Origin of the sequence: Streptomyces sp. NPDC006655 (genome assembly GCF_040703965.1) — a bacterium.
In the GTDB taxonomy this organism is placed as follows: domain Bacteria; phylum Actinomycetota; class Actinomycetes; order Streptomycetales; family Streptomycetaceae; genus Streptomyces.
Map to the genome: position 1 here is coordinate 1 of NZ_JBEYJU010000132.1, position 19,348 is coordinate 19,348.

Here is a 19,348-nt window from a genome sequence, read left to right on the forward strand (position 1 = left end):
TGGGGGCGACCCGGGGGGGGGGGGGGGGTCTGGGGGCGGAGCCACCGGGCCCGCCACCCCGTGCGCCGAGCGTGCGTGCCGGGCGTCGCGACGCCGCGGAGATCCATCAGAAGGGCCCTAGCGTTACCCAGGCGCTCACGCGCCGCCCTTGGCGACCATCTCGATCAGGGCGTCGGCTGCGGGAGCCGAGGACGCCGGGTTCTGCCCGGTGATCAGCAGACCGTCCTGCAGGACATAGGGCTGCCAGTCGCCGGTCTTGGAGTAGATGCCGCCGAGCTTGGTGAGTTCGTCCTCGACCAGGAAGGGGACGACGTCGGTGAGCTGGACGGCTTCCTCTTCGGAGTTGGCGAATCCGGTGACCTTCCTGCCCGAGACCAGCGGGGTGCCGTCCTCGTTGACGGTGTGCCGCAGGACGCCGGGGGCGTGGCACACCAGTCCCACCGGCTTGCCGGAGCGGAGAGTGGTTTCGATCAGCCGCGCGGAGACGGTGTCCTCGGCCAGGTCCCACAGCGGTCCGTGCCCGCCGGGATAGAAGACCGCGTCGAAGCCGCCGGCCGCGACCGCGTCGAGGCGCACGGTGTTCGCCAGTGCGTCGGTCGCCTCCGGGTCGGCCTCGAAGCGCCGGGTGTCGTCGGTCTGGGAGCCGGGTTCATTGCTCTTGGGGTCCAGCGGCGGCTGTCCGCCCTTCGGTGAGGCGAGAGTGATCTCCCAGCCGGCCTCCTTGAAGCGGTAGTACGGCGCCGCCAGCTCCTCCAGCCAGAACCCGGTCTTGCGGCCGGTGTCCCCCAGCTCGTCGTGCGAAGTGAGAACGATCAGAACCTTCATGACACACTCCTCGGATGAGCAGACCAGTCTACTGATGCCGGTGAAACGGGTCCCCCCCGGCCGGACGGGCACGGGGTGCGGGTCTTCTACAGCCGCGGAAGCCGGCGGGTTGCCGCTGTGGCGGTGTCGAGCGGGCCGGACCTCGGTGGATCTTGGCCATGATGCCGGCGCCGAGCCACATGTCTCACAGGACCTGTGCGACGTCGCGGGCCTCACGTGTGCGATGGCAGCCCGCGCGGAGCCGGGGAGGGACGGCCGCCACCCTCACAGGGGGCTGCCCGTGCCCGGCCGTACAGGACGCGTCAGCCGGCGGCCATCGCCGTCGCCGCGTACGTCAAGGAGATCAGGGCCATGACGGCGGCCGGGACGGCCCGGGGCGGCGGGTCGCCGTGGCGCAGGTGGACCAGCGCCGCCGCGACCATCAGCAGGGCGAGGCCTGTCGCGGCGGCCACGCCCAGCGGCATCCAGGTCAGCCCCAGCAGCACACCGGCGACGCCGGCCACCTCCAGCGCGCCGACCACGCGATGGACGCCGGTCGACATGCCGAGGTGGGCCGCTGCCTGCCGCATGACCGGTACCGCTGCGATCTTGGCCAGGCCCAGCGGGAGGAAGACCAGGGACAGGACCATGGCGAGCACGGTTGTCACGCGGTGATCCTGCCTTCGCGGCGCTCGGCGCCCAGCCGGACGTAGTGGTCGATGAGGTCGGGGCTGTCCACGGTGGCGGGGTTGACGACCTGCTCGACCGGGGCGCCCTGGAGCAGTCGCTTGATCGGGACCTCCAGCTTCTTGCCGGTGCGGGTGTGCGGGATGCCCGGCACTTCGAGGATCTCGTCGGGGACGTGGCGCGGTGAGGCGCCGGTGCGGACGGCGTCGCGGATCTTCTCGCGCAGGGTGTCGTCCAGGGTCGCCCCGGCCGCCGGGACCACGAACAGCGGCATCCAGTAGCCGCCGTCCGGCTCCTCCGCGCCGATGACCAGGGCTTCGGCGATCTCGGGGAGGCGTTCGACGACGTCGTGGATGTCGGCGCTGCCCAGGCGGACGCCGTTGCGGTTCAGTGTCGAGTCGGAGCGGCCGTGGACGATCACCGAGCCGTGTCCCGTGACCGTGATCCAGTCTCCGTGTCGCCACACGCCGGGGTAGGAGGTGAAGTAGGCGTCCCGGTAGCGGCTGCCGTCGGGGTCGTTCCAGAAGTACAGCGGCATCGACGGCATCGGGCGAGCCACCACCAGTTCGCCGACCTGGTCGGTGACCGGGAACCCTTCGCTGTCGTACGCAGCCAGTGCCACGCCCAGGTGGGGGGCCGACAACTCCCCCGCCCAGACGGAGGTGTTGGGAGCGCTGCCCGCGAATCCGGAGACGATGTCGGTGCCGCCGCTGATGGAGGCCAGCAGAACGCGGTCGCCGACGTGGTCGCGGACCCAGGGGTAGGCGGAGGCGGGGAGGGCGGAGCCGGTGCAGCCGACGACGCGGATCGAGGAGAGGTCGTGGACGGACGGGTCGATTCCGGACTTGGCCATGCCCAGCAGGTATTGGGGGCTGGTGCCGAAGACGGTGACCCGGTGGCGGGCGGCCAGTTCCCAGAGACGGTCGAGCTTGGCGAAGGGGGCTGGGCTGCCGTCGTACGTACAGGTCGTCGCGCCGGTCAGGAGGCTGGAGACGACGAGGTTCCACATCATCCAGTGGGTGGTGGTGTACCACAGGAGGCGGTCGCCGGGCCTCAGGTCCGAGTGCAGGCCCAGGGTTTTGAGGTGCTCCAGGAGGACGCCGCCGTGACCGTGGACGATGCCCTTGGGCAGGCCGGTGGTACCCGAGGAGAAGACGACCCAGAGCGGATGGTCGAACGGGACCGGTACACAGGTGAGCTCTTCGGTGCGGGTGGCGGCGTCCTCCCAGGGGACCACCAGCGACGGGTACGCCTGCGGCGGCCAGGGCAGGCCCATGTGGTCCACCACCAGCGTCGCCTTCAACGTGGGAAGGGCGTGGACGAGTTCGAGGACGGCGTCGCGGCGGTCGTGGGTGGTGCCGTTGAACAGGTAGCCGTCTGCGGCGATCAGCACGGTGGGTTCGAGCTGGGCGAACCGGTCGGCGGCGGCCTTGGCGGCGTAGTCCTGACCACACACCGACCACACGGCGCCCAGGCTCGCAGCGGCGAGGAACGCGACGATGGCGTGCGGGGTGTTGGGCAGGTAGCCGACGACCCGGTCGCCCTTGCCGACGCCGAGGTCGCGCAGGGTGGCGGCCACGGACGCCACCAGGGCACGCAGCCGGGCGCCGGTCACCTCGTATCCGGCACCGGTCTCGTCGAGGGCAATGATCGCCACGTCGCCGTCGGCCAGGTTACGCAGGGCATGGTGGGCGTAATTGAGGCTGGCGCCGGTGAACCAGCGGGCGCCGGGCATCCGTTCCTCGGCCAGCACCTGCTCGTACGGGGTGTCCGCGTCGATGTCGAAGTACTCCCACACCGCGCCCCAGAAGCCCTCCAGGTCGGTGACCGACCACTGATGCAGGGTGGCGTAGTCGTCCGGGTCCATGCCCTGGAGCCGGGCGAAGTCCGCGATGCGACTGGAGGCCGCCGTCTCCGGGTCGGGTGTGAAGAAGGGCGTGCTCATCGCGTCGTGCTCCTCAACATGCCATGCCGGGCCGTCCGTTCGGAAGGGACAGGGCTTCGTGCGGTGTGCAGGAGGGTTGCCCAGGCGGCGGTCGACATGAAGTCGCGGCCGCCTGCCGGGACGATGTCCATGACGACCCGGTCGGGCCGTAGCAGGACCGCATCCGCGTGTCCGGTGCGCAGCCAGGCGGCGAGGGTGCCGTCGTCACCGAGGCCGGCCACCGGGACGGCGTGAACGCCGAGACCGTGGGCAACCGCGGTCAGGGAAGGGCCGGGCTCGGTGGCGGTCAGTACGGCGAAGGAGTCGCCGAGCGCCTCGTCGAGCCGGGTGCGCCGTCCAGCGACACTCACCCATGGTTGGGGGCAGTGTGTTCCCGCCAGCCTTCGGCGGACACTGCGCCGCACGAGCGGTCCGGCGGTGAGGGGTGGGCTGAGGTCGCGGCCGGCCAGCTCGGTCAGGCCGGGTATGCGGCAGGCGGCGGCCAGCGCTCGGCGGCGGATCGCGGCGGCGCCGTCCTGGCCACCGGTCATGGCCCAGCCCATGGCGACCGCGAGGCGGACCACATGCCGTGCGTGCGGCCTGCGTTCGCTCTCGTAGGTGTCCAACAACCCTTCGTCGCCGCCCTGCTGGAGGACGCGGGCGAGCTTCCAGGCGAGGTTGTAGGCGTCCCGCAGCCCCGAGCACAAGCCCTGTCCGATGAACGGCGGGGTGAGGTGGGCGGCGTCGCCGAGCAGGAACACCCGTCCGCTGCGCCAGCGGTCGGCGACGCGGGCACGGAAGGTGTACTGGGTCTCGCGGACGACCTCGAAGTCACCGTCGTACGAGGGTGGCAGCCATGGGGCGATCAATTCGCGGGCCGTCTCCCGCCCTTCCTGGGTCCTGAACTCCCAGCGGAAACGGGTGTCGTTCACCCGCATGAATGTGCCCGGCCGCTTCGGGTCGCAGACCTGGTCCACACCCTCCCAGCAACGGACGGGGCCTGTCGTCTCGGCGTCGATGACGGTCCAGCGCTCCTCGAAGTGCAGGTCCTCCCAGGCACTGCCGATCGCCTCGCGGGTGAGGCTGCCCGCGCCGTCGCAGCCGAGGACCGCGTCGGCCCACAGCTCGTGCTCGCCGGCATCGTCGCGGTAGCTGACGCGGACCGGCTCCGTGCCGGCCGGGCCGACGCCGGTGACCTCCACGCCACCGCGCAGTTCGCACTCGGGGCGCCGGGCCAGGGCGTCGCGCAGTACGCGTTCCAGCTCGGGCTGGTCGAACATGCTGGTCTGCGGGTAGCCGTGGTGGCCGTGCTCGGTGCGCCGGAACTCGGCCATCACCCGGTGCCGGGCGTCCAGCAGCCGCAGCCCCTTCGCCGGGCGGGCGATCGCGGCGAACTCCTCACCGACGCCCGCAGCCTGGAGGATTCGGTGGATCTCGTCGTCGCCTGCGACGGCGCGCGGCAGCGGATAGATGTCCTCGTGGCGTTCGAGGACGACACTGCGGACTCCGCGCCGGGCCAGGAGAAGGGCGGCGGTCACGCCCACCGGCCCGGCCCCGACGATCACGACGGGCACACGTGCGGCTTCATCGACGGTCATGTGCGGCTCACCTCGGGGTTCAGTGCGCGGCCGCGACGGGCGTGCGCTGCTCGCCGAGGTCGATGCGGCCGTCGGGGGTCGCGATCGTCGCCGTGATCACGTCGCCGGGGTTCAGGTAGTGCGGGTTCTTGGCCTGGCTCTTGAAGAAGGCCTTCCATTTCACGGCGGGAGGCAGCAGCGCGCCGATTTTCTCGACGGCCTTCGGCGGGGCCTTCAGGGCGGTACCGCCGGGGGTGCCGGTGAGCAGCAGGTCGCCGGCGTCCAGGGTCTGGAAACGGGCCAGCAGGGTGAGTGCCCGTGCCGGGCGGACGATCATGTCGGCGAGGGTGCGGTCTTGGCGCAGCTCGCCGTTGACACTCAACTTCAGCCGCAGGTCCAGGAGATGGGCGAAGTCCTCCGGCTCAAGCAGCGACAGGTACGGACCGGTCGGGGTGAAGGTGGGGTACGACTTGCTCTCGTAGAACTGCGTCTTGGTCAGCTGCACCTCGCGGGCGCTGACGTCGTTGGTGATCACCAGTCCGGCGACGTACGACGGCAGGTCCCGCTCCTCGACGACGGTGCCGACGGGCAGGGGCGCGCCCATGACGAGCCCGAGTTCGATCTCGTAGTCGAGGAACTTCACGTGGGAGGGGCGGACGACGGCGTCGCCGGGTCCGCTGACCGAGCCGGACGCCTTGCGGAAGAACGCGGGCGGGATGTCGCCCTTGAAACCCGAATCGCGGGCGTGACTGCGGTAGTTGACCATCTGTGCGACCACCCGGCAGGGCGTGGTCACCGGCGAGAGGGCGGCCAGGTCGGCGACGGTTGTGCCCACCTCACCTGAGAGGGCCGCCTCTCGTACGGCGTCGCGGTCGGCGAGGAGTTCGGCGGTGGTGGCGGCCTTGGTGTCGACCGGGACGGCGCGGTCACCGCGGACAACCCACCAGCCGTCGGCGGTACGCAGGACATTGGTGCTCATGTCAGTGCCTTTGTCAGGGAATTGGCGGGCGGGGTTCAGGAGTTGGCGGCCTTGAGCAGGCCGAACAGTCGTGCCGGGTCCATTTCGTTGTCGCCGCGCAGGGCCTCGATGACATCGCGGACCCGCTGCGGGGAGGGACTCGCGCCGAGGAAGTCGCGGGTGGCCAGCGGGCCCCACTGGGCGAGGCCGCTCGTCGACATGGGTGCCCAGCCGGGCTCGACGTCGCAGGAGAACAGGTCGCCGTCGGCGAAATGCTCCAGCATGAAGTGGTCGGGGTCGCGCCAGTAGTCGAAGAGCTGGCTGCCCTGGATGTGCCGACCGATGCCCCAACTGCGCTTGTATCCGCGCTCTTTGAGGTATTCGCCGCCGACGGCGATGGAGTCGAGGTCGGTGACCTGGTAGGCGGAGTGGACGTACCCCGTCCCCGGCCCCAGGTGCATCGCGAGGGTGTGGTGGTCGGCGGGCACGCTGCCCAGGTCGCAGCGGATGAACGCCATCGTCGGCCCGCGCCCGCGCTGCCCGTCCAGGAACAGGAAGTCGGACACGATCATCCCGAGGGTGTCCAGGTACCAGTCCAGGGCCCGGCCGAACACCCGCGTCTCCAGCACCACGTGGCCGAGCCGCTGGATGCGGGACGGCTCGCGTGGCGGCCGCTGGGTGGCGTTGGTACGGCGGTGGTCCGTGCCGAAGTTGAGGAGCAGCGACCGCTGTTCCGGAAGTGCGGGGAGCTGTTCGCCGCAGTGCACGACCCGGACCGGGAAGCCGGACGGGTCGAGCAGGTCGACCACCTTGCCGCCGCCGGGCACGTCGGAGTCCCGTACGGACGATCCGGTGGCGCGGGCCAGCAGGTCCAGGTCGCCCCGCTCGGCGGCGCGGAACGCCGGACCGATGAAGCGGGACGTGCGACCGCGCCGGATCACCATGCAGGGCGAGCCCGCGAAGGTGCCCCGCAGCCACAGCTCGCTCGCGGTGCGGGCGGCGACGCCGAAGCCGAAGTCGCGGGCGAAGACCTCCGCCCGGTCCAGGTCGGGCTTCTCGAACTCCAGCCAGGCCAGGTCCGCCACCTTGATCACCGGGTTCCGGGAGCGGCCGGGGTGTTCGCCGCGCAGGGCGCCCTGCTCACTGTGGAGGTCCTGGTGGGCTGTCATGGCGTCGCCCTTGACGCGTGTCTCAGACATGGTGCCCTCCGAGCAACATTGCCGTAATGAGGAAATCATCAACTGTGACAGTCCTGTCGTCAAGGCGTTCGCCGCAGGAAATGATGAATTCATCATGACTGCGATCGTCATCGTGCAACCGTTAGACTCTGCGCATGTCTACGTCAGCCCCGCCCAGCAACCGGTTCGAGCGACGTCGCGCAGAGACCCGGGGAGCTCTCGTGCGAGCGGCCCGGCAGATACTCGCCGAGAGCGGCGACACCAGCGCGAGCATCCAGGCGATCGCCGAGCGCGCAGACGTGGGCTTCGGCTCGTTCTACAACCACTTCGACTCCAAGGCGGAGTTGTTCGAGACGGCAGTGGTCGACGCCTTGGAGGAGTTCGGGCAGGCCTTCGACGAGCGTCTGACGGGGATCGACGACCCGGCGGAGCTGCTCGCGGCCGGTTTCCGGCTCAGTGCCCGCATGGCCGACTCCCACCCGGAGCTGATGCAGGTCGTGCGCCGCCGTGGCCTCGGGCACATCCACTCGGACAACGGACTGGCCCGACGCGCCCTGCGTGATCTCCAGGTCGGCATCGCCTCCGGCCGCTTCACGACCCCCGACCCCGTGGTCGCCCTGTCCGCACTGGGCGGAACCCTGCTGTCCCTGGTGGAGCTGCGGTTCACCCGCCCCGAGGTGGACGGCGACGAGGCCGCGGTCAACCTCGCCGAGATGGTCCTGCGGATGCTGGGCCTGCCCGCGGACGACGCCCACGAGGTCGCCCTGCGCCCCTTGCCCGACGCCGCCTGACCTCACGCGGACGACGGGTCCGGGCGGAACGTGACCGAGCGGCCCGTGAAGCGGGCGTCGATTCCGTCCTCGGTCGTGGTGACCGACCGCAGCCGGAGCCCTTCGGGCACGTTCCGCAGCCGAATGGGTTCATCCAGGGCCTTGTCGAGCAGTGATGTCAGCGGAGGGAGCAGGTCACCCTGCTCCGCGCGTACATCCGTGAAGGCGACGCGGTTTCCGCTCGCCGTCGAGACGGCCGCGCTCACGGTCACGTCCCCGATGAGCGGGGGACTCGCGGTCGCGTCGACCCGGCCGGATTCGTCCCCCTGCGACACCCGCACGCCGAGCGCGCTCGACACGTCCGCGTACGACAGGAACGCAGTCGCCGTGACGCTGTCCGCGTGAGCCTCGTCGGCGCTCCCCGAGGTCTTCAGCCCGTCCATCCCGACCGTCAGCTTCGTCACCGGGAGCGGCCGGGTGCCGCCGCCGGCCGGAATGTCGTGGGCGGTCAGGTCGACATGGTCCAGGCTGCCGGCAGCCAGTTGGTTCAGTACGGGAAAGCCCCTGACGTGCACCGACGGCCGATCGGCGGTTCCCATGCCGTCCTGGAACGCCTTGGCCGTACGGCGCTCCGCGCGAACAGCGGCGATCCGGTCGACCGCGACTCCGCCGACCAGCACGGCCACCAGGGACAGAGCAGCGATGATCATGCGCCATCCGGTCCGGGTCGGAGGGCTCGCATCCACGGCGCCGTCGCCGTAGTGGGGCTCCTCGTCGCAGTGGGACTGATACATGGCTCTCCTCTTCGAGTGGGGGACGTGCGCTACGCGGCGTCGCCCGCGGGCCGGACGAGCCCCTGGACGCACGCCGCAGCACTGTCTCCGGCCACGCCCATCGCGATCAGGGCGGCGGTCGCGGCGCCGGTGCCGTCGTCGCCCCAGGCGCCGCTGTTCACGCAGTCCAGAAGCCCCAGCAGGTACCCCTCCAGTGCCCGGGCCAGGACGACCGGGGGTACGCCGGTCTGAAAAACGCCCTGCCGCTGCCCCCGGGAGATGATCGCCTCCGCCATGTCCCGCGCGGGAGCCAGGACTTCGGCCAGCCGATCGGCGCCGAGGTCCTGGGGAGCGAGGCGGAGCAGGATGCGGTAGCGATCCCCGACGGGCCACACCGCGAGGACGAAGCGCGCCAGCTCCGTGGCGGCATCCGCCACCGGCGCGCGCGGGACCGCGAGCGCCTGCCGCAAGGCCCACGTGGCCTCCTCCACCAGCCCCTCCACCAGTGCGGCCCGGCCGTTGAAGTGGCCATAGACCGTACGGCGCACCACCCCAGCAGCCTCGGCGATGTCACCGAGGCTGCTCTCGGGGTCACGGTCGAGTACCTGCCGGGCCGCCTCCAGGATGCGGGCGCGTGTGAGCAGGGTGCGGCTGCGTTCCGGTGCGGCTGTCAGGTGTGCGTGGATCATGTCGAACCTCCGGTAGGCGGGGGAGGGCGACTCGATAGTTGCACATAGACGAGCAATAAACTAGTCTGCACATCAACGGGCAATTAGCTGCCCATGGTGCCTGGCCCCTCGTGGCCCCGCGTGCCCCGATCCCATCGATTCCGCACTCCCGAAGCCTCCGCTTCACCTCCTGCCGAGGAGCCCGACCATGCCGCTCTTTCCGAACACACCCGTCGAGAAGATGACGGAGCCCTACCACCGCCGCTGGTGGGCCCTGCTGGTCCTGTGCCTGAGCCTGCTGATCGTCGTCATGGCGAACACGTCACTGGTCGTGGCCGCCCCCGACATGACCAAGGCCCTGGGGCTGTCCAGCAGTGACCTGCAGTGGGTCATCGACGGCTACACCGTCCCCTACGCCGCGCTGATGCTGGTGCTGGGCGCGATCGGCGACAAGTACAGCCGCCGCGGCGCCCTCGTCCTCGGCCTGCTGATCTTCGCCGGAGGTTCGGTGATGGGCGGCCTGGTCGATGAGACGAACCTCGTCATCACAGCCCGCGCGATCATGGGCGTCGGTGCCGCCGTCGTCATGCCGGCCACGCTCTCCCTGCTGGTCGCGATCTTCCCGCGCGCCGAGCGCGCCAAGGCCATCACCGCCTGGTCCGCCACCTCCGGCCTCGCCATCGCCGCCGGTCCCCTCGCCGCAGGCTGGCTGCTGGAGAACCACGCCTGGGGCTCGACCTTCCTGATGAACGTCCCCGTCGCCGTCCTCGGCGTCGTCGGCGCGCTGCTGCTCGTGCCGCCGTCGAAGGCGGAGGGCATGGGCCGCATCGACTACGTCGGCGGTCTGCTGTCGATCGTCTCGGTCGGTTGCCTGGTGTACGCGACCATCGAGGGCCCGCACTTCGGCTGGGGCGCCGGCCCGATCACCGCGGCCGTCGTCGCCGGCGTGGGCCTGCTGGCCTTCGTCGCCTGGGAACTGAAGCACCCCAACCCGATGCTGGACGTGCGCAAGTTCACCGAGCGTCCCTTCGGCGGCTCGATGACGGCGGTGCTGTTCTTCTTCTTCGGCACCTTCGGCTCGATCTACTACTCCACCCAGTTCCTGCAGTTCGTCCTCGGCTACGACGCCCTGGACACCGGCATCCGCCTGCTGCCCCTGGCCGGAGCCGTGTTCGTCGGCGCCGCCGTCACCGGCCAGCTGGCTCCGAAGCTGGGCGTGAAGATCGTGGTCGGCACCGGCATGGTGATCGGCACGGCGGGGGTCTTCCTGCTCACGCAGGTCGAGTCGGGATCGACGTACACCGACTTCCTGACGCCCCTGCTGCTGCTCGGCTTCGCCATCGGCCTGAGCCTGTCCCCGGCCACCGACACCATCATGGGCTCCTTCCCCGAGGACGAGCTGGGCGTCGGCGGCGGCGCCAACGACACCGCCCTGGAACTGGGTTGCGCCCTGGGCATCGCCATCCTCGGCTCGCTGCTCGCCACGTCATACAAGGACAAGCTCACCGACATGGTCGGCGGCCACCTTCCGGCCGCGGCCATGGACACCGCCAAGGACTCCGTCGGCGGCGGCATCGCGGTCGCCGAACAGGTTGCCAAGAACCCCCAGGGCGGCACCCAACAGGCCCACACCCTGCTCGGCGCGGTCCACGAGTCCTTCGCCCACGCCATCGCCCACACCAGCCTCATCGGCGGCATCATCATGGCCGCCGGAACCCTGATCGTCATCGCCGTCCTGCCCGGCCGGGGACACACCCCCAAGCACGGTGCGGAAGGTGCGGCACGGGCTGCCGAGGAGCAGACCGAGACCGTGGACGCCTGAGCCCCGTACACCGGAGGCCGGAACCCCGATTCCGGCCTCCTCCACCCCCAGGACGGGCTGTGCCTGAGCGGCGCACGGCCCCGGGACGGTGCCGGGAGGGGACACCCGGCACCGTCCCCTTTTTCGCTCTCCGTCCCGGGTCGCTGGGGTGGCGTCCAGCGGACCCCCGAGGTGACCCGACCCGGCCCGGTTCTGGGGTGATCGCCGAAGATCAGGCGTCGTGGGGTTGCCTCGGGGCGGCTTGATTCGGGACCACTGGCTTGACGCCGGGTTGGGCGGTGCAGCGTCGGGGACCTGGTGGTCAAGCCGTTCGGGGTGGGGCGGGGCGGGTGCGAAGGGATCTGAAAAGAGAGCCGCGCGGTTGAGTGCCGGGGGTGGCGCTGTGGATGGTCGGCGTGGTGCTGCTCGGCCTGGGCTGGTGGCGAGATCACGCGGGATGTGGGCGGACAAGGCGTTCCCCACCCATGTCCTCTCGTCCGCGACGACCGCTTCGTTCGGCGTTCCGTTGACCCTGGTGATCTTCAACCGGTCGCGATGGTGCAGGCCGAGGCGGTGGAGTGCGTGCCTGACGGCGTCTGGCCATGCGGGTGGCCGGCCGATGTGCCGCGTCCGTGCCCTTGCAGTCCCACGGGCCTGCGGCTCGTCCTGACATGCTCGGAGACGGCTGCCGACGCCACGTTGGCGGTGTCCTCGTGCTCCCGCACCCATGGAACGTCGTGCGACATTTCCCGAAGCACGGCGCCCGTCAGCTCACCCGTGCGGGGCCCGAGCTCTCGGGCAAGATCACGCAGGAAGGTGTCGACGTCGATCCCCACATGAGCAAGCCACTACCGACGACGGACGCGGTGAACCCCGACGCTTGGCACCGGACCTGGACGCAGAGCCGAGTGTCAGGGGGTGATGAGTGGTCAGTTCAAAGTTCTCGGGTCCGTGTCGCGGCTCAGCAGGCAGGGGCATTCTGTTCGCCGGCCACCTCGTCGACGACGGTCTGCGCCCGCTTCTCCGGCACACCGGCCGCGATGAGCGTGGTGACGGCCCCCCGGGTGCCGTCATCCTCCAGCGCCCCGGTGTTGACCTCTTCCAGCAGGGCGACCGTCATCGCCTCCAGGCCGGCGCTCAGCACCGGGGCCGGCAGCTGGGAGTGGAAGATCCCGTCCCGCTGTCCCTGCTCCAGGATGGCCGTGACTCTGACCCGGGCGGGCTCCAGGATCCCGGCGACACGGTCCGTGCCGAGGTCCCGTCGGGCCAGCGCCAGGAGCATCCGGTAGCGGTCGCCCACGGGCCAGAGCGCCAACGTGAAGTGCGCGAGCGCCCGGTCGGCCGGTTCCGTCACACCCGCTCCGACCGTAACGGCGGCCTGGAGAGCTTCCGTGGCCTCCTCGGCCAGTGCATCCAGGAGCGCGGCCCGTCCGGGGAAGTGTCCGAACAGGGTGCGCCGTACGACACCGGAGGCGCGGGCGAGCTCCTCCAGGGTGATTTCGGGATTCCGCCCCAGCTCCTGACGGGCGGTGGCCAGGATGCGCGCCCGGTTGGACCGGGCGTTGCGTCGCTGGGGCACACGACCGACGGGCTGGGACACGAAAGAACCTCGAAGAAGCCAGAGCGGAGAATGGACTTCTCCATTCTGGCACGCGAGTCCCGACCGACCCGCGGGCGCAGGCGCAGGCAGATGCAGCACGGCCACGGTCTGGTGCGGTGACAGTTTCTCGGGCCACAGGACCGAGGCGTCCTCCACCGGCATGCCGCGCCGGTTCGCTGGCGTTGCTGGTCGCTCCGGCCGGGCTGTTTCTCGAGGAGCGCGGGACCCGGTGGCGCCGATCACCTTCGTCGCAAGGCCACGCCGGACGGGCACCTGGTCGGAGCGCAGGTCGCCGAGGGCGCAGGAGAAGCGGACGATCACCGGGTAGGTGGCCGGTTCCGCGAAGAGGCCCTGGGCGAGGCGGGCGGGCAGGTCGGGCTGGATGCGCAGCTCGCGGGCGAGGACGGCCGGGGCTCTTGGTGCCGGGCTCTTGGTGTGGGCGTCGCGCAGGCCGTGGCGGTGTTTGTCGGCGACATGCTGGTTGGCCCTGGCCATGGCCGCGACGACCTGGCGGACGAGTTCGTCCTCGTCCGGGGTGGGGGTCAGTTGCTGCCGAGCCGGCGGAGGGCGGACAGGCTGGGCATGAAGTACTCGCCGCCGAGGAGGGTGTTGAAGGACTGGATGTTCTGCACGCGGCGCGGCGGGGTCCCGGGCACGGTGCAGTAGGCGCCCTTGTCCTGGAGCGAGATCATCGGGTCCTTCTCCTTGCCCAGGCCCATGAAGTTGCCCGAGCCTGGGGTCAGACGCACCCCATCCACCACTCTCGGCTGGTCCGGCAAGGACGGCGGTCCGGTCACCGGCCGGCCCTGCGGTGTCGCCCGCAAGGCCGGTCTGGCGCTTCCGCGGTGTGCGCGGGTGTCGACGGCGGGCCCGTCGAACGGGGCTCGCCGCTTCCGTCGTCGGCGACCTCCTGGTGACCACTTCGATCATTCGCGACGACCTGACGGGCGGGTGGCCGGCGCTCGACGGGAGCCGAGTCCCGGGTGCCGACATCCGCCGCCGCAGGATGACGCCCGTGGTCACGGCCGCCCTCGCATCCGGGCACCGGTGGCAGCGAACTCCTCGCCGTCGGCGCCCGCTACCTGGCATGAGGCCACAGTCAGCCGGGACCACGGACTGCGACGTACGTCCTCGAGCGAAACAGACAGCCTCGTCCCCGCCGAGGAGGGCGTGATGGCGCGGTGCAGGTTTCGTGCGAGCCTGGGTATGAGGCTTGTCCGGAGCGGGACGAGCAGGGAGGACACGTGGACTGGAGTCTGTACGGGCAGCGGATGGCGGTCATGGCGCGGGATCTGCTGGCGCAGGATTCGGTGGACGCCACGCTTGAGCGGATCACGGCCTCGGCCATCGAGCTGGTGGAGGGCTGTGACGCGGCCGGCATCCTGGTCCTGCACGACTCGAAGGTGGAGACCCTCGCCCCTACCCACGCTCTGGTCACGGACAGCGACCTGCTGCAACAGCGGCTGGGGGAAGGTCCGTGCTTCGATGCCGCCCACAGCTCGCAGGGTGAGCGGGTCTACCGCATCCCCGACCTCTCCGCCGTACAGCAGCGGTGGCCCGTCTTCGCCCCGCAGGCCCTCCAGCTCGGCGTGGGCAGCATGATGGGCTTCTTGCTGTTCACCGAGGACGAGGACCTCGGCGCGCTGAACTTCTACTCCCGCGAACCCGGCGCGTTCACGGCGGACAGCGAGCTGGCGGGCCTGCTGCTCGCCTCCCATGCCGCAGTCGCCTTCTCCGCCGCCCGCACCCACGCCCAGATGGAGCGGGCCGTCGCCACCCGGCACCTCATCGGCGAAGCCATGGGCATCATCATGGGCAGCCACCGCCTCACCGAAGAAGAAGCCTTCAGCGTGCTGCGCCGTTACTCCCAGACCAACAACATCAAACTCCGGGAGGTCGCCCGCCGCGTCTGTGAGGAAGGCGCCCTCTCCTGAGCCCGCCGCGGGAACGTCGAGCCGGGCCGGACGGCCCCGTGTTCGTCACCCACGGCAGCCCCGGCAGGGCGGCCCGCTCTTCGCCGAGATGCTCGTCGAACTCCTCGACCGCGCGAGGTCACCACTCCTGGGCCATCGACTCCTCCTTCGCCCGCATGCGACGTGACACGACGCGCGAACTAGCCTGAGGTATGCCCGTTCCAGCACAGCAAGCCGCCGATGACCTGGCCGCCGCTCTTCGCGCCGCGGGAGTCGAGTTCGACGACTCTCCGCTGACACGGGCCCTGTATTCGTCGGACGCGAGCCTCTACCGCGTCGTCCCGTCCGCGGTCGTGAAAGCGCGCAGCGCCGACGACGTGATCGCGGCCCGCGAGGTGGCGCGTGAGCTGCGGGTTCCGGTGACGATGCGCGGCGCGGGCACGAGCATCGCCGGGAACGCGGTCGGGAGCGGCATCGTCGTCGACACCCGCCGGTTCAACCGGATTCTCGACATCGACCCGGCCGCGCGTACCGCGCGCGTGGAACCGGGCGTGGTGCACGCGGACCTGCAGCGCGCGGCCGCCGCCCACGGGCTGCGGTTCGGACCGGATCCGTCCTCCCACAGTCGCTGCACGGTCGGCGGGATGATCGGCAACAACGCCTGCGGTTCGCGGGCGCTGGGCTACGGGCGGACGGTGGACAACGTCGAGTCACTGCGGGTGCTCTACGGGAACGGTGAACTCGCCCTGGAGCAGGGCGGTCGGCTCACCGGCGACACCGCGAAGCGGCTGGCGGCCGTCGGGGACGCCAACCTGGCTCATCTGCGTACCGAGTTCGGCCGCTTCGGCCGTCAGGTCAGCGGCTACGGCCTGGAACACCTGCTGCCCGAACGGCGCCGCGTCGAGCGGTTCCTGGCCGGCAGCGAGGGTTCGCTGGCCACCGTCCTCGAAGCCACCGTCCGGCTGGTCGACGACCGGGTCGAGCGCAGGATGCTGGTGCTCGGGTACCCGACGATGGCCGATGCGGCCGATGCGGTACCGGCGCTGCTCGCCGCGGCGCCGGGCCGGCTCGTCGCGTGCGAGGGCATGGACGCGCGCATCGTGGACCTGGTGCGGGGAAAGGGTTCCCCGGTACCCGAACTGCCCCGGGGGCACGGATGGCTGTTCGCGGAGGTGGCGGGCGAGGAGGCGGCGGACGCGGTGCGCCGGCTCGTGGCCGTCGGCGCCGCGCTCGGCACCAGGCTGGTCGACGACCCGCGGGAGGCGGCCGCGCTGTGGCGCATCCGCGAGGACGGCGCCGGGCTCGCGGGCCGGTCGCTGCCGACTCCGGCGTACGGCGGCTGGGAGGACGCGGCCGTTCCGCCGGAGCATCTCGGCGCGTGGTTGCGCGACTTCGAGGAACTGCTGCGGGCGTACGGTCTCCAGGGTGTTCCGTACGGGCACTTCGGCGACGGCTGCGTCCACTGCCGTATCGACTTCCCGTTCCGGCCCGGCGACCCGGCTTCGGCCGGGGTGTTCCGCGACTTCATGACCGCCTGCGCGACACGACTGCGTGACTACCGCGGCACGCTGTCGGGCGAACACGGTGACGGCCGGGTCCGCGGCGAGCTGTTGCCGCTGATGTACGACGAGCCGTCCCTCGCCCTGTTCCGGCAGGTCAAGGCCGTCTGCGACCCCGACGGCATCCTCAACCCCGGAATCATCGCCGAGCCGGTCCCGATCACCGACGACCTGCGCCCGGTGCGCCCCCGGGCGCAGGTGCCCTCCGGCCTGCGGCTGGTGCACGACGCCGGGGATCTCGGCGCCGCCGTGCACCGGTGCACCGGCGTCGGGAAGTGCGTGGCCCCGAGGACCTCCGCGGTGATGTGCCCGTCCTATCTCGCCACCAGGGACGAACGGGACTCGACCCGCGGCCGGGCCCGGGTGCTGCAGGAGGCGCTCGACGGCGGCCTGCTGAGCGGGGGGCTGCAGGATGCGGCGGTGGCCGAGGCACTCGATCTGTGCCTCGCGTGCAAGGGGTGCGCGAGCGACTGTCCCAGTGGCGTCGACATGGCAACCTACAAGAGCGAGGTCCTGCACCAGCGGCACGACGTCGCCGGGCTGCGCCGGCCGCGGTCGCACCTGTTCCTCGGGCGGCTCCCCACATGGGCCCGGCGCACGGCACCGCTGGCGAAGCCGGCCAACCTGCTCCTGCGGGTCGCACCGGTCGCCGCCCTGGCCAAGTGGGCCGCGGGCATCGACCAGCGGCGGTCCCTACCGCGGTTCGCCTCCCCCACCCTGAGGCAGGCCACGGACACGGCTCGCGCGGGGAACACGCCTCCCGACGTGTGGATCTGGGCCGACTCCTTCACCGACCACTTCTTCCCCGCCTCCGCCCTGGCGGCCATCCGGTTCCTGGAGTCGCGCGGACTCACGGTCCGCGTCATCCAGGAAGCCGCCTGCTGCGGCCTGACCTGGATCACGACCGGCCAACTCGACCGGGCACGGACCATCGTCGGGCAGGCCGTGCGCACGCTCGCCCCGTACGTCCGCGGCAACGTCCCCGTGCTGGCGCTGGAGCCGTCATGTCTCGCTTCGTTGCGCAGCGACACGGGAGAGCTGTGCGACGCCGAGGAGGCGAAGGCGGTGGCATCGGGGCTGCTCAGCTTCGCCGAACTCGTCGAGCGCCTCGACCTGCCGCTGCCCGACCTGACCGGGGTGGAGGTGGTCGCCCAGCCTCACTGCCACCACAGCGCCGTCATCGGATGGGACACCGACCAGCGGCTGCTGGAGAGGGCCGGCGCGACCGTCATCAGGGTGCCGGGATGCTGCGGCCTGGCCGGCAACTTCGGGGTGGAGAAGGGGCACTACGAGGTCAGCGTCGCGGTCGCCGAAACACATCTGCTGCCGGCCGTACGGTCCCACGCGGACGCGGTGGTCCTGGCCGACGGCATGTCCTGCCGCGTCCAGCTCGACGACCTGGCGCATGTGCCCACGCGGCATCTGGCCGAGCTGTTCGCGTCCCGCATCTGAGGTCCGACCCGGAACTCGCTGATGCAGAAGGTGATCCTCGCGGCACCGGAACACGTCAGACCTCGCAGAAGCCCGTGCCCTCGAGCGCCGCGTTGATCCGCCTGCCCTGCGCTTCGCCGGTGGTTACGTCCTTGTATGAAGCCCTGCGCGACGGAGTGGTCGAGCCATCCCCCTCAGCTGCGTCAACGTCCCCGCCCACACGTTCGAACGCCACGTCTCAGGTCTCGGGGACCCATTCCACGGGAGGGGGCATGCGACTGTAGTGGGGTCCCCTGGGGCCGTAATGGGCGAGGTGCAGGATTTCGCCGCCGACGGCGAGCTCCGCCGGCGGAGGATTGGGAACGGAGACCCGCGGGTGACGCCGGCCGTCGACCACGATGCCCTCCCGGAGGCGGTTCCGGCCGTCCGCCCAGCTCTGGGCCCGCTCGCGAGTCCACGGGTTCTGCAGGGTCCGCGGGGCGGCCGGGTCGTGATCGTAGCCGTTGAGGCTGCGGACGAGACCTTCGCTGTAGACCCCCTTGACCCGGAAGTTCTCCAGGTCGTCCGCGCGCACGACCATGTTGACGTACCGGCGGCCGTTGCCTCTGTGCCGCCCGACCGCATGCCAGCGACCCCAGCCGGGGTCCCAGCGCACGGGTGGGATCCACAGCAGGGCGCCCGCCGGAAAGTGCTTCGTGCCGCGCTGGATGTCGAGACCGCTCTCGCCGCGCGCGGTTTCCTGCGCCACGTTGGCCACCAGGCACCAGCCCAGCAGCCCGTCCGGCGTCTCTTCTTCGGTGGGTTCCGTGTCTGCCACACCGAGAATCTTCAGGCAGAAGGCCGGGCACGAGCCAGCTCTTATCGAACATGTGGGCCGGGATGCTGACACTGCCGGTGGGGAACTGCGGACCGTCGACACCCCCAGCTCGACCGGAGGGTGCCTCCGGCTTACCGTGGAGGACAGTTCGGAGGTAGCCTCCGTTTTTGATCGGCTCCGCCGGACCGCAGCGCAGGAGGATGCATGAACGCCAGGGGACCACAGGAGCGCAAACCCCGCGCCGACGTGCAGCGCAATCGCGCGGCCCTGCTGGACGCCGCTCAGCGCCATTTCCTGCGGGACGGGATCGGTACGTCGCTGGAAGCGGTCGCCAAGGAGGCCGGCGTCGGGCCGGGGACGCTGTACCGGCACTTCCCCACCCGCGAGGCCCTGCTGGCGGCCGTACTCCAGTCCCGCACCGCGGAACTGGTGGCCCGCCGCGAGGAGATCGCCGGCATCGACGACGCAGGCACGGCACTGACGCAGTGGCTGCGGGCGATGGAGGACTACCTCAGCGCCTACAGCGGACTGCCGGAACCCCTCATGACGGCGACCCGGGCGCAGGACCCGGACAACCCGCTCACCGTCCCCTGCGACGAGCTCATCGACACGACCGACGGGTACGTGCGAGCCGCACAGCGCACCGGGTACGTACGCGCCTCGGCGACGGGCTACGACCTGTTCCTCGCGGCCTGCTCGATCGCCTGGATCAAGGGCACCGGCGCCGCCGGGGAATCACTCGACCGGCTGCGGGCGCTCGTCGCCGACGGATACCGCGAGCCGGACGACCGCCGCTAGGGCCCTTCTGATGGATCTCCGTGGGAGAAGGAGCGGCGTTCGGTGCGTGCGATCGGCGTGCGGGGTGGCGGGTCATGTGGCGGAGCCACC

General features: G+C 71.0%; 17 protein-coding genes. 5 read left to right on the forward strand and 12 right to left on the reverse strand.

The window, feature by feature from the left end:
• Nucleotides 1–135 precede the first annotated feature (135 nt).
• The 6 genes from AB0958_RS40425 to AB0958_RS40450 all read right to left on the reverse strand — a co-directional run bounded on the left by AB0958_RS40425 (nucleotide 136) and on the right by AB0958_RS40450 (nucleotide 7,149).
• Nucleotides 136–825, reverse strand: a complete 690-nt coding sequence (locus AB0958_RS40425; RefSeq protein ID WP_366895477.1) for a type 1 glutamine amidotransferase domain-containing protein — start codon at nucleotides 823–825, stop codon at nucleotides 136–138.
• Between the two features lie 302 nt (nucleotides 826–1,127).
• Complete coding sequence (locus AB0958_RS40430; RefSeq protein ID WP_366895478.1) at nucleotides 1,128–1,472, reverse strand: DoxX family protein; 345 nt, start codon at nucleotides 1,470–1,472, stop codon at nucleotides 1,128–1,130.
• Nucleotides 1,469–3,436 carry an acetoacetate--CoA ligase gene (locus AB0958_RS40435; protein WP_366895479.1) on the reverse strand — a complete coding sequence of 656 codons (1,968 nt, stop codon included), beginning with the start codon at nucleotides 3,434–3,436 and terminating at the stop codon, nucleotides 1,469–1,471. The genes AB0958_RS40430 and AB0958_RS40435 overlap by 4 nt, the downstream gene beginning before the upstream one ends.
• Nucleotides 3,433–5,013, reverse strand: coding sequence for a bifunctional 3-(3-hydroxy-phenyl)propionate/3-hydroxycinnamic acid hydroxylase (locus AB0958_RS40440; RefSeq protein WP_366895480.1), 1,581 nt, complete (start codon nucleotides 5,011–5,013; stop codon nucleotides 3,433–3,435). The genes AB0958_RS40435 and AB0958_RS40440 overlap by 4 nt, the downstream gene beginning before the upstream one ends.
• A gap of 19 nt (nucleotides 5,014–5,032) precedes the next feature.
• Nucleotides 5,033–5,971 (reverse strand): fumarylacetoacetate hydrolase family protein, encoded by a 939-nt coding sequence (locus AB0958_RS40445; RefSeq protein WP_366895481.1) that lies wholly within the window; start codon nucleotides 5,969–5,971, stop codon nucleotides 5,033–5,035.
• Nucleotides 5,972–6,006: 35 nt separating this feature from the next.
• Nucleotides 6,007–7,149, reverse strand: a complete 1,143-nt coding sequence (locus tag AB0958_RS40450) for a VOC family protein (protein WP_366895482.1) — start codon at nucleotides 7,147–7,149, stop codon at nucleotides 6,007–6,009.
• 134 nt (nucleotides 7,150–7,283) lie between these two features.
• On the opposite strand from AB0958_RS40450, the gene AB0958_RS40455 reads away from it, so the two are divergent.
• Nucleotides 7,284–7,919, forward strand: a complete 636-nt coding sequence (locus tag AB0958_RS40455; RefSeq protein ID WP_366895483.1) for a TetR/AcrR family transcriptional regulator — start codon at nucleotides 7,284–7,286, stop codon at nucleotides 7,917–7,919.
• 2 nt (nucleotides 7,920–7,921) lie between these two features.
• Here the strand turns inward: AB0958_RS40455 and AB0958_RS40460 are convergent, their stop codons facing one another.
• Nucleotides 7,922–8,692, reverse strand: a complete 771-nt coding sequence (locus AB0958_RS40460) for a DUF2993 domain-containing protein (protein ID WP_366895484.1) — start codon at nucleotides 8,690–8,692, stop codon at nucleotides 7,922–7,924.
• Between the two features lie 29 nt (nucleotides 8,693–8,721).
• Nucleotides 8,722–9,360, reverse strand: coding sequence for a TetR/AcrR family transcriptional regulator (locus AB0958_RS40465; protein WP_366895485.1), 639 nt, complete (start codon nucleotides 9,358–9,360; stop codon nucleotides 8,722–8,724).
• A gap of 187 nt (nucleotides 9,361–9,547) precedes the next feature.
• Here AB0958_RS40465 and AB0958_RS40470 point away from each other — a divergent pair, with 187 nt between their 5' ends.
• Nucleotides 9,548–11,161: an MFS transporter gene (locus AB0958_RS40470; protein WP_366895486.1), complete on the forward strand. Its 1,614-nt coding sequence runs from the start codon at nucleotides 9,548–9,550 to the stop codon at nucleotides 11,159–11,161.
• A 521-nt stretch (nucleotides 11,162–11,682) separates the two neighbouring features.
• Here the strand turns inward: AB0958_RS40470 and AB0958_RS40475 are convergent.
• The 3 genes from AB0958_RS40475 to AB0958_RS40485 form a co-directional block, all read right to left on the reverse strand.
• The gene (locus AB0958_RS40475) at nucleotides 11,683–11,976 is read right to left on the reverse strand and encodes a hypothetical protein (protein ID WP_366895487.1); all 294 of its coding nucleotides are present in this window, start codon (nucleotides 11,974–11,976) and stop codon (nucleotides 11,683–11,685) included.
• 125 nt (nucleotides 11,977–12,101) lie between these two features.
• Complete coding sequence (locus AB0958_RS40480; RefSeq protein WP_366895493.1) at nucleotides 12,102–12,740, reverse strand: helix-turn-helix domain-containing protein; 639 nt, start codon at nucleotides 12,738–12,740, stop codon at nucleotides 12,102–12,104.
• A gap of 542 nt (nucleotides 12,741–13,282) precedes the next feature.
• Nucleotides 13,283–13,489 (reverse strand): hypothetical protein, encoded by a 207-nt coding sequence (locus AB0958_RS40485; RefSeq protein ID WP_366895488.1) that lies wholly within the window; start codon nucleotides 13,487–13,489, stop codon nucleotides 13,283–13,285.
• A 495-nt stretch (nucleotides 13,490–13,984) separates the two neighbouring features.
• Here AB0958_RS40485 and AB0958_RS40490 point away from each other — a divergent pair, with 495 nt between their 5' ends.
• Entirely contained in the window at nucleotides 13,985–14,674 is a 690-nt protein-coding gene (locus AB0958_RS40490) for a GAF and ANTAR domain-containing protein (RefSeq protein ID WP_366895489.1), read from the forward strand.
• Nucleotides 14,675–14,865: 191 nt separating this feature from the next.
• Nucleotides 14,866–17,664 carry an FAD-binding and (Fe-S)-binding domain-containing protein gene (locus AB0958_RS40495; RefSeq protein WP_366895490.1) on the forward strand — a complete coding sequence of 933 codons (2,799 nt, stop codon included), beginning with the start codon at nucleotides 14,866–14,868 and terminating at the stop codon, nucleotides 17,662–17,664.
• Nucleotides 17,665–17,881: 217 nt separating this feature from the next.
• On the opposite strand, the gene AB0958_RS40500 is transcribed toward AB0958_RS40495, so the two are convergent.
• On the reverse strand, nucleotides 17,882–18,460 hold the full coding sequence (locus tag AB0958_RS40500) for a hypothetical protein (RefSeq protein WP_366895491.1): 579 nt from the start codon (nucleotides 18,458–18,460) through the stop codon (nucleotides 17,882–17,884).
• Between the two features lie 204 nt (nucleotides 18,461–18,664).
• Here AB0958_RS40500 and AB0958_RS40505 point away from each other — a divergent pair, with 204 nt between their 5' ends.
• Nucleotides 18,665–19,258 carry a helix-turn-helix domain-containing protein gene (locus AB0958_RS40505; RefSeq protein ID WP_366895492.1) on the forward strand — a complete coding sequence of 198 codons (594 nt, stop codon included), beginning with the start codon at nucleotides 18,665–18,667 and terminating at the stop codon, nucleotides 19,256–19,258.
• Nucleotides 19,259–19,348: the final 90 nt, after the last annotated feature.

Bases quoted from the DNA above. Each gene is read 5' to 3' on its own strand.
- AB0958_RS40495 (WP_366895490.1), top strand. From the start codon at position 14,866: ATGCCCGTTCCAGCACAGCAAGCCGCCGATGACCTGGCCGCCGCTCTT.
- AB0958_RS40455 (WP_366895483.1), top strand. From the start codon at position 7,284: ATGTCTACGTCAGCCCCGCCCAGCAACCGGTTCGAGCGACGTCGCGCA.
- AB0958_RS40470 (WP_366895486.1), top strand. From the start codon at position 9,548: ATGCCGCTCTTTCCGAACACACCCGTCGAGAAGATGACGGAGCCCTAC.
- AB0958_RS40435 (WP_366895479.1), bottom strand. From the start codon at position 3,436: ATGAGCACGCCCTTCTTCACACCCGACCCGGAGACGGCGGCCTCCAGT.
- AB0958_RS40465 (WP_366895485.1), bottom strand. From the start codon at position 9,360: ATGATCCACGCACACCTGACAGCCGCACCGGAACGCAGCCGCACCCTG.
- AB0958_RS40505 (WP_366895492.1), top strand. From the start codon at position 18,665: ATGAACGCCAGGGGACCACAGGAGCGCAAACCCCGCGCCGACGTGCAG.
- AB0958_RS40440 (WP_366895480.1), bottom strand. From the start codon at position 5,013: ATGACCGTCGATGAAGCCGCACGTGTGCCCGTCGTGATCGTCGGGGCC.
- AB0958_RS40460 (WP_366895484.1), bottom strand. From the start codon at position 8,692: ATGTATCAGTCCCACTGCGACGAGGAGCCCCACTACGGCGACGGCGCC.
- AB0958_RS40450 (WP_366895482.1), bottom strand. From the start codon at position 7,149: ATGTCTGAGACACGCGTCAAGGGCGACGCCATGACAGCCCACCAGGAC.
- AB0958_RS40445 (WP_366895481.1), bottom strand. From the start codon at position 5,971: ATGAGCACCAATGTCCTGCGTACCGCCGACGGCTGGTGGGTTGTCCGC.
- AB0958_RS40425 (WP_366895477.1), bottom strand. From the start codon at position 825: ATGAAGGTTCTGATCGTTCTCACTTCGCACGACGAGCTGGGGGACACC.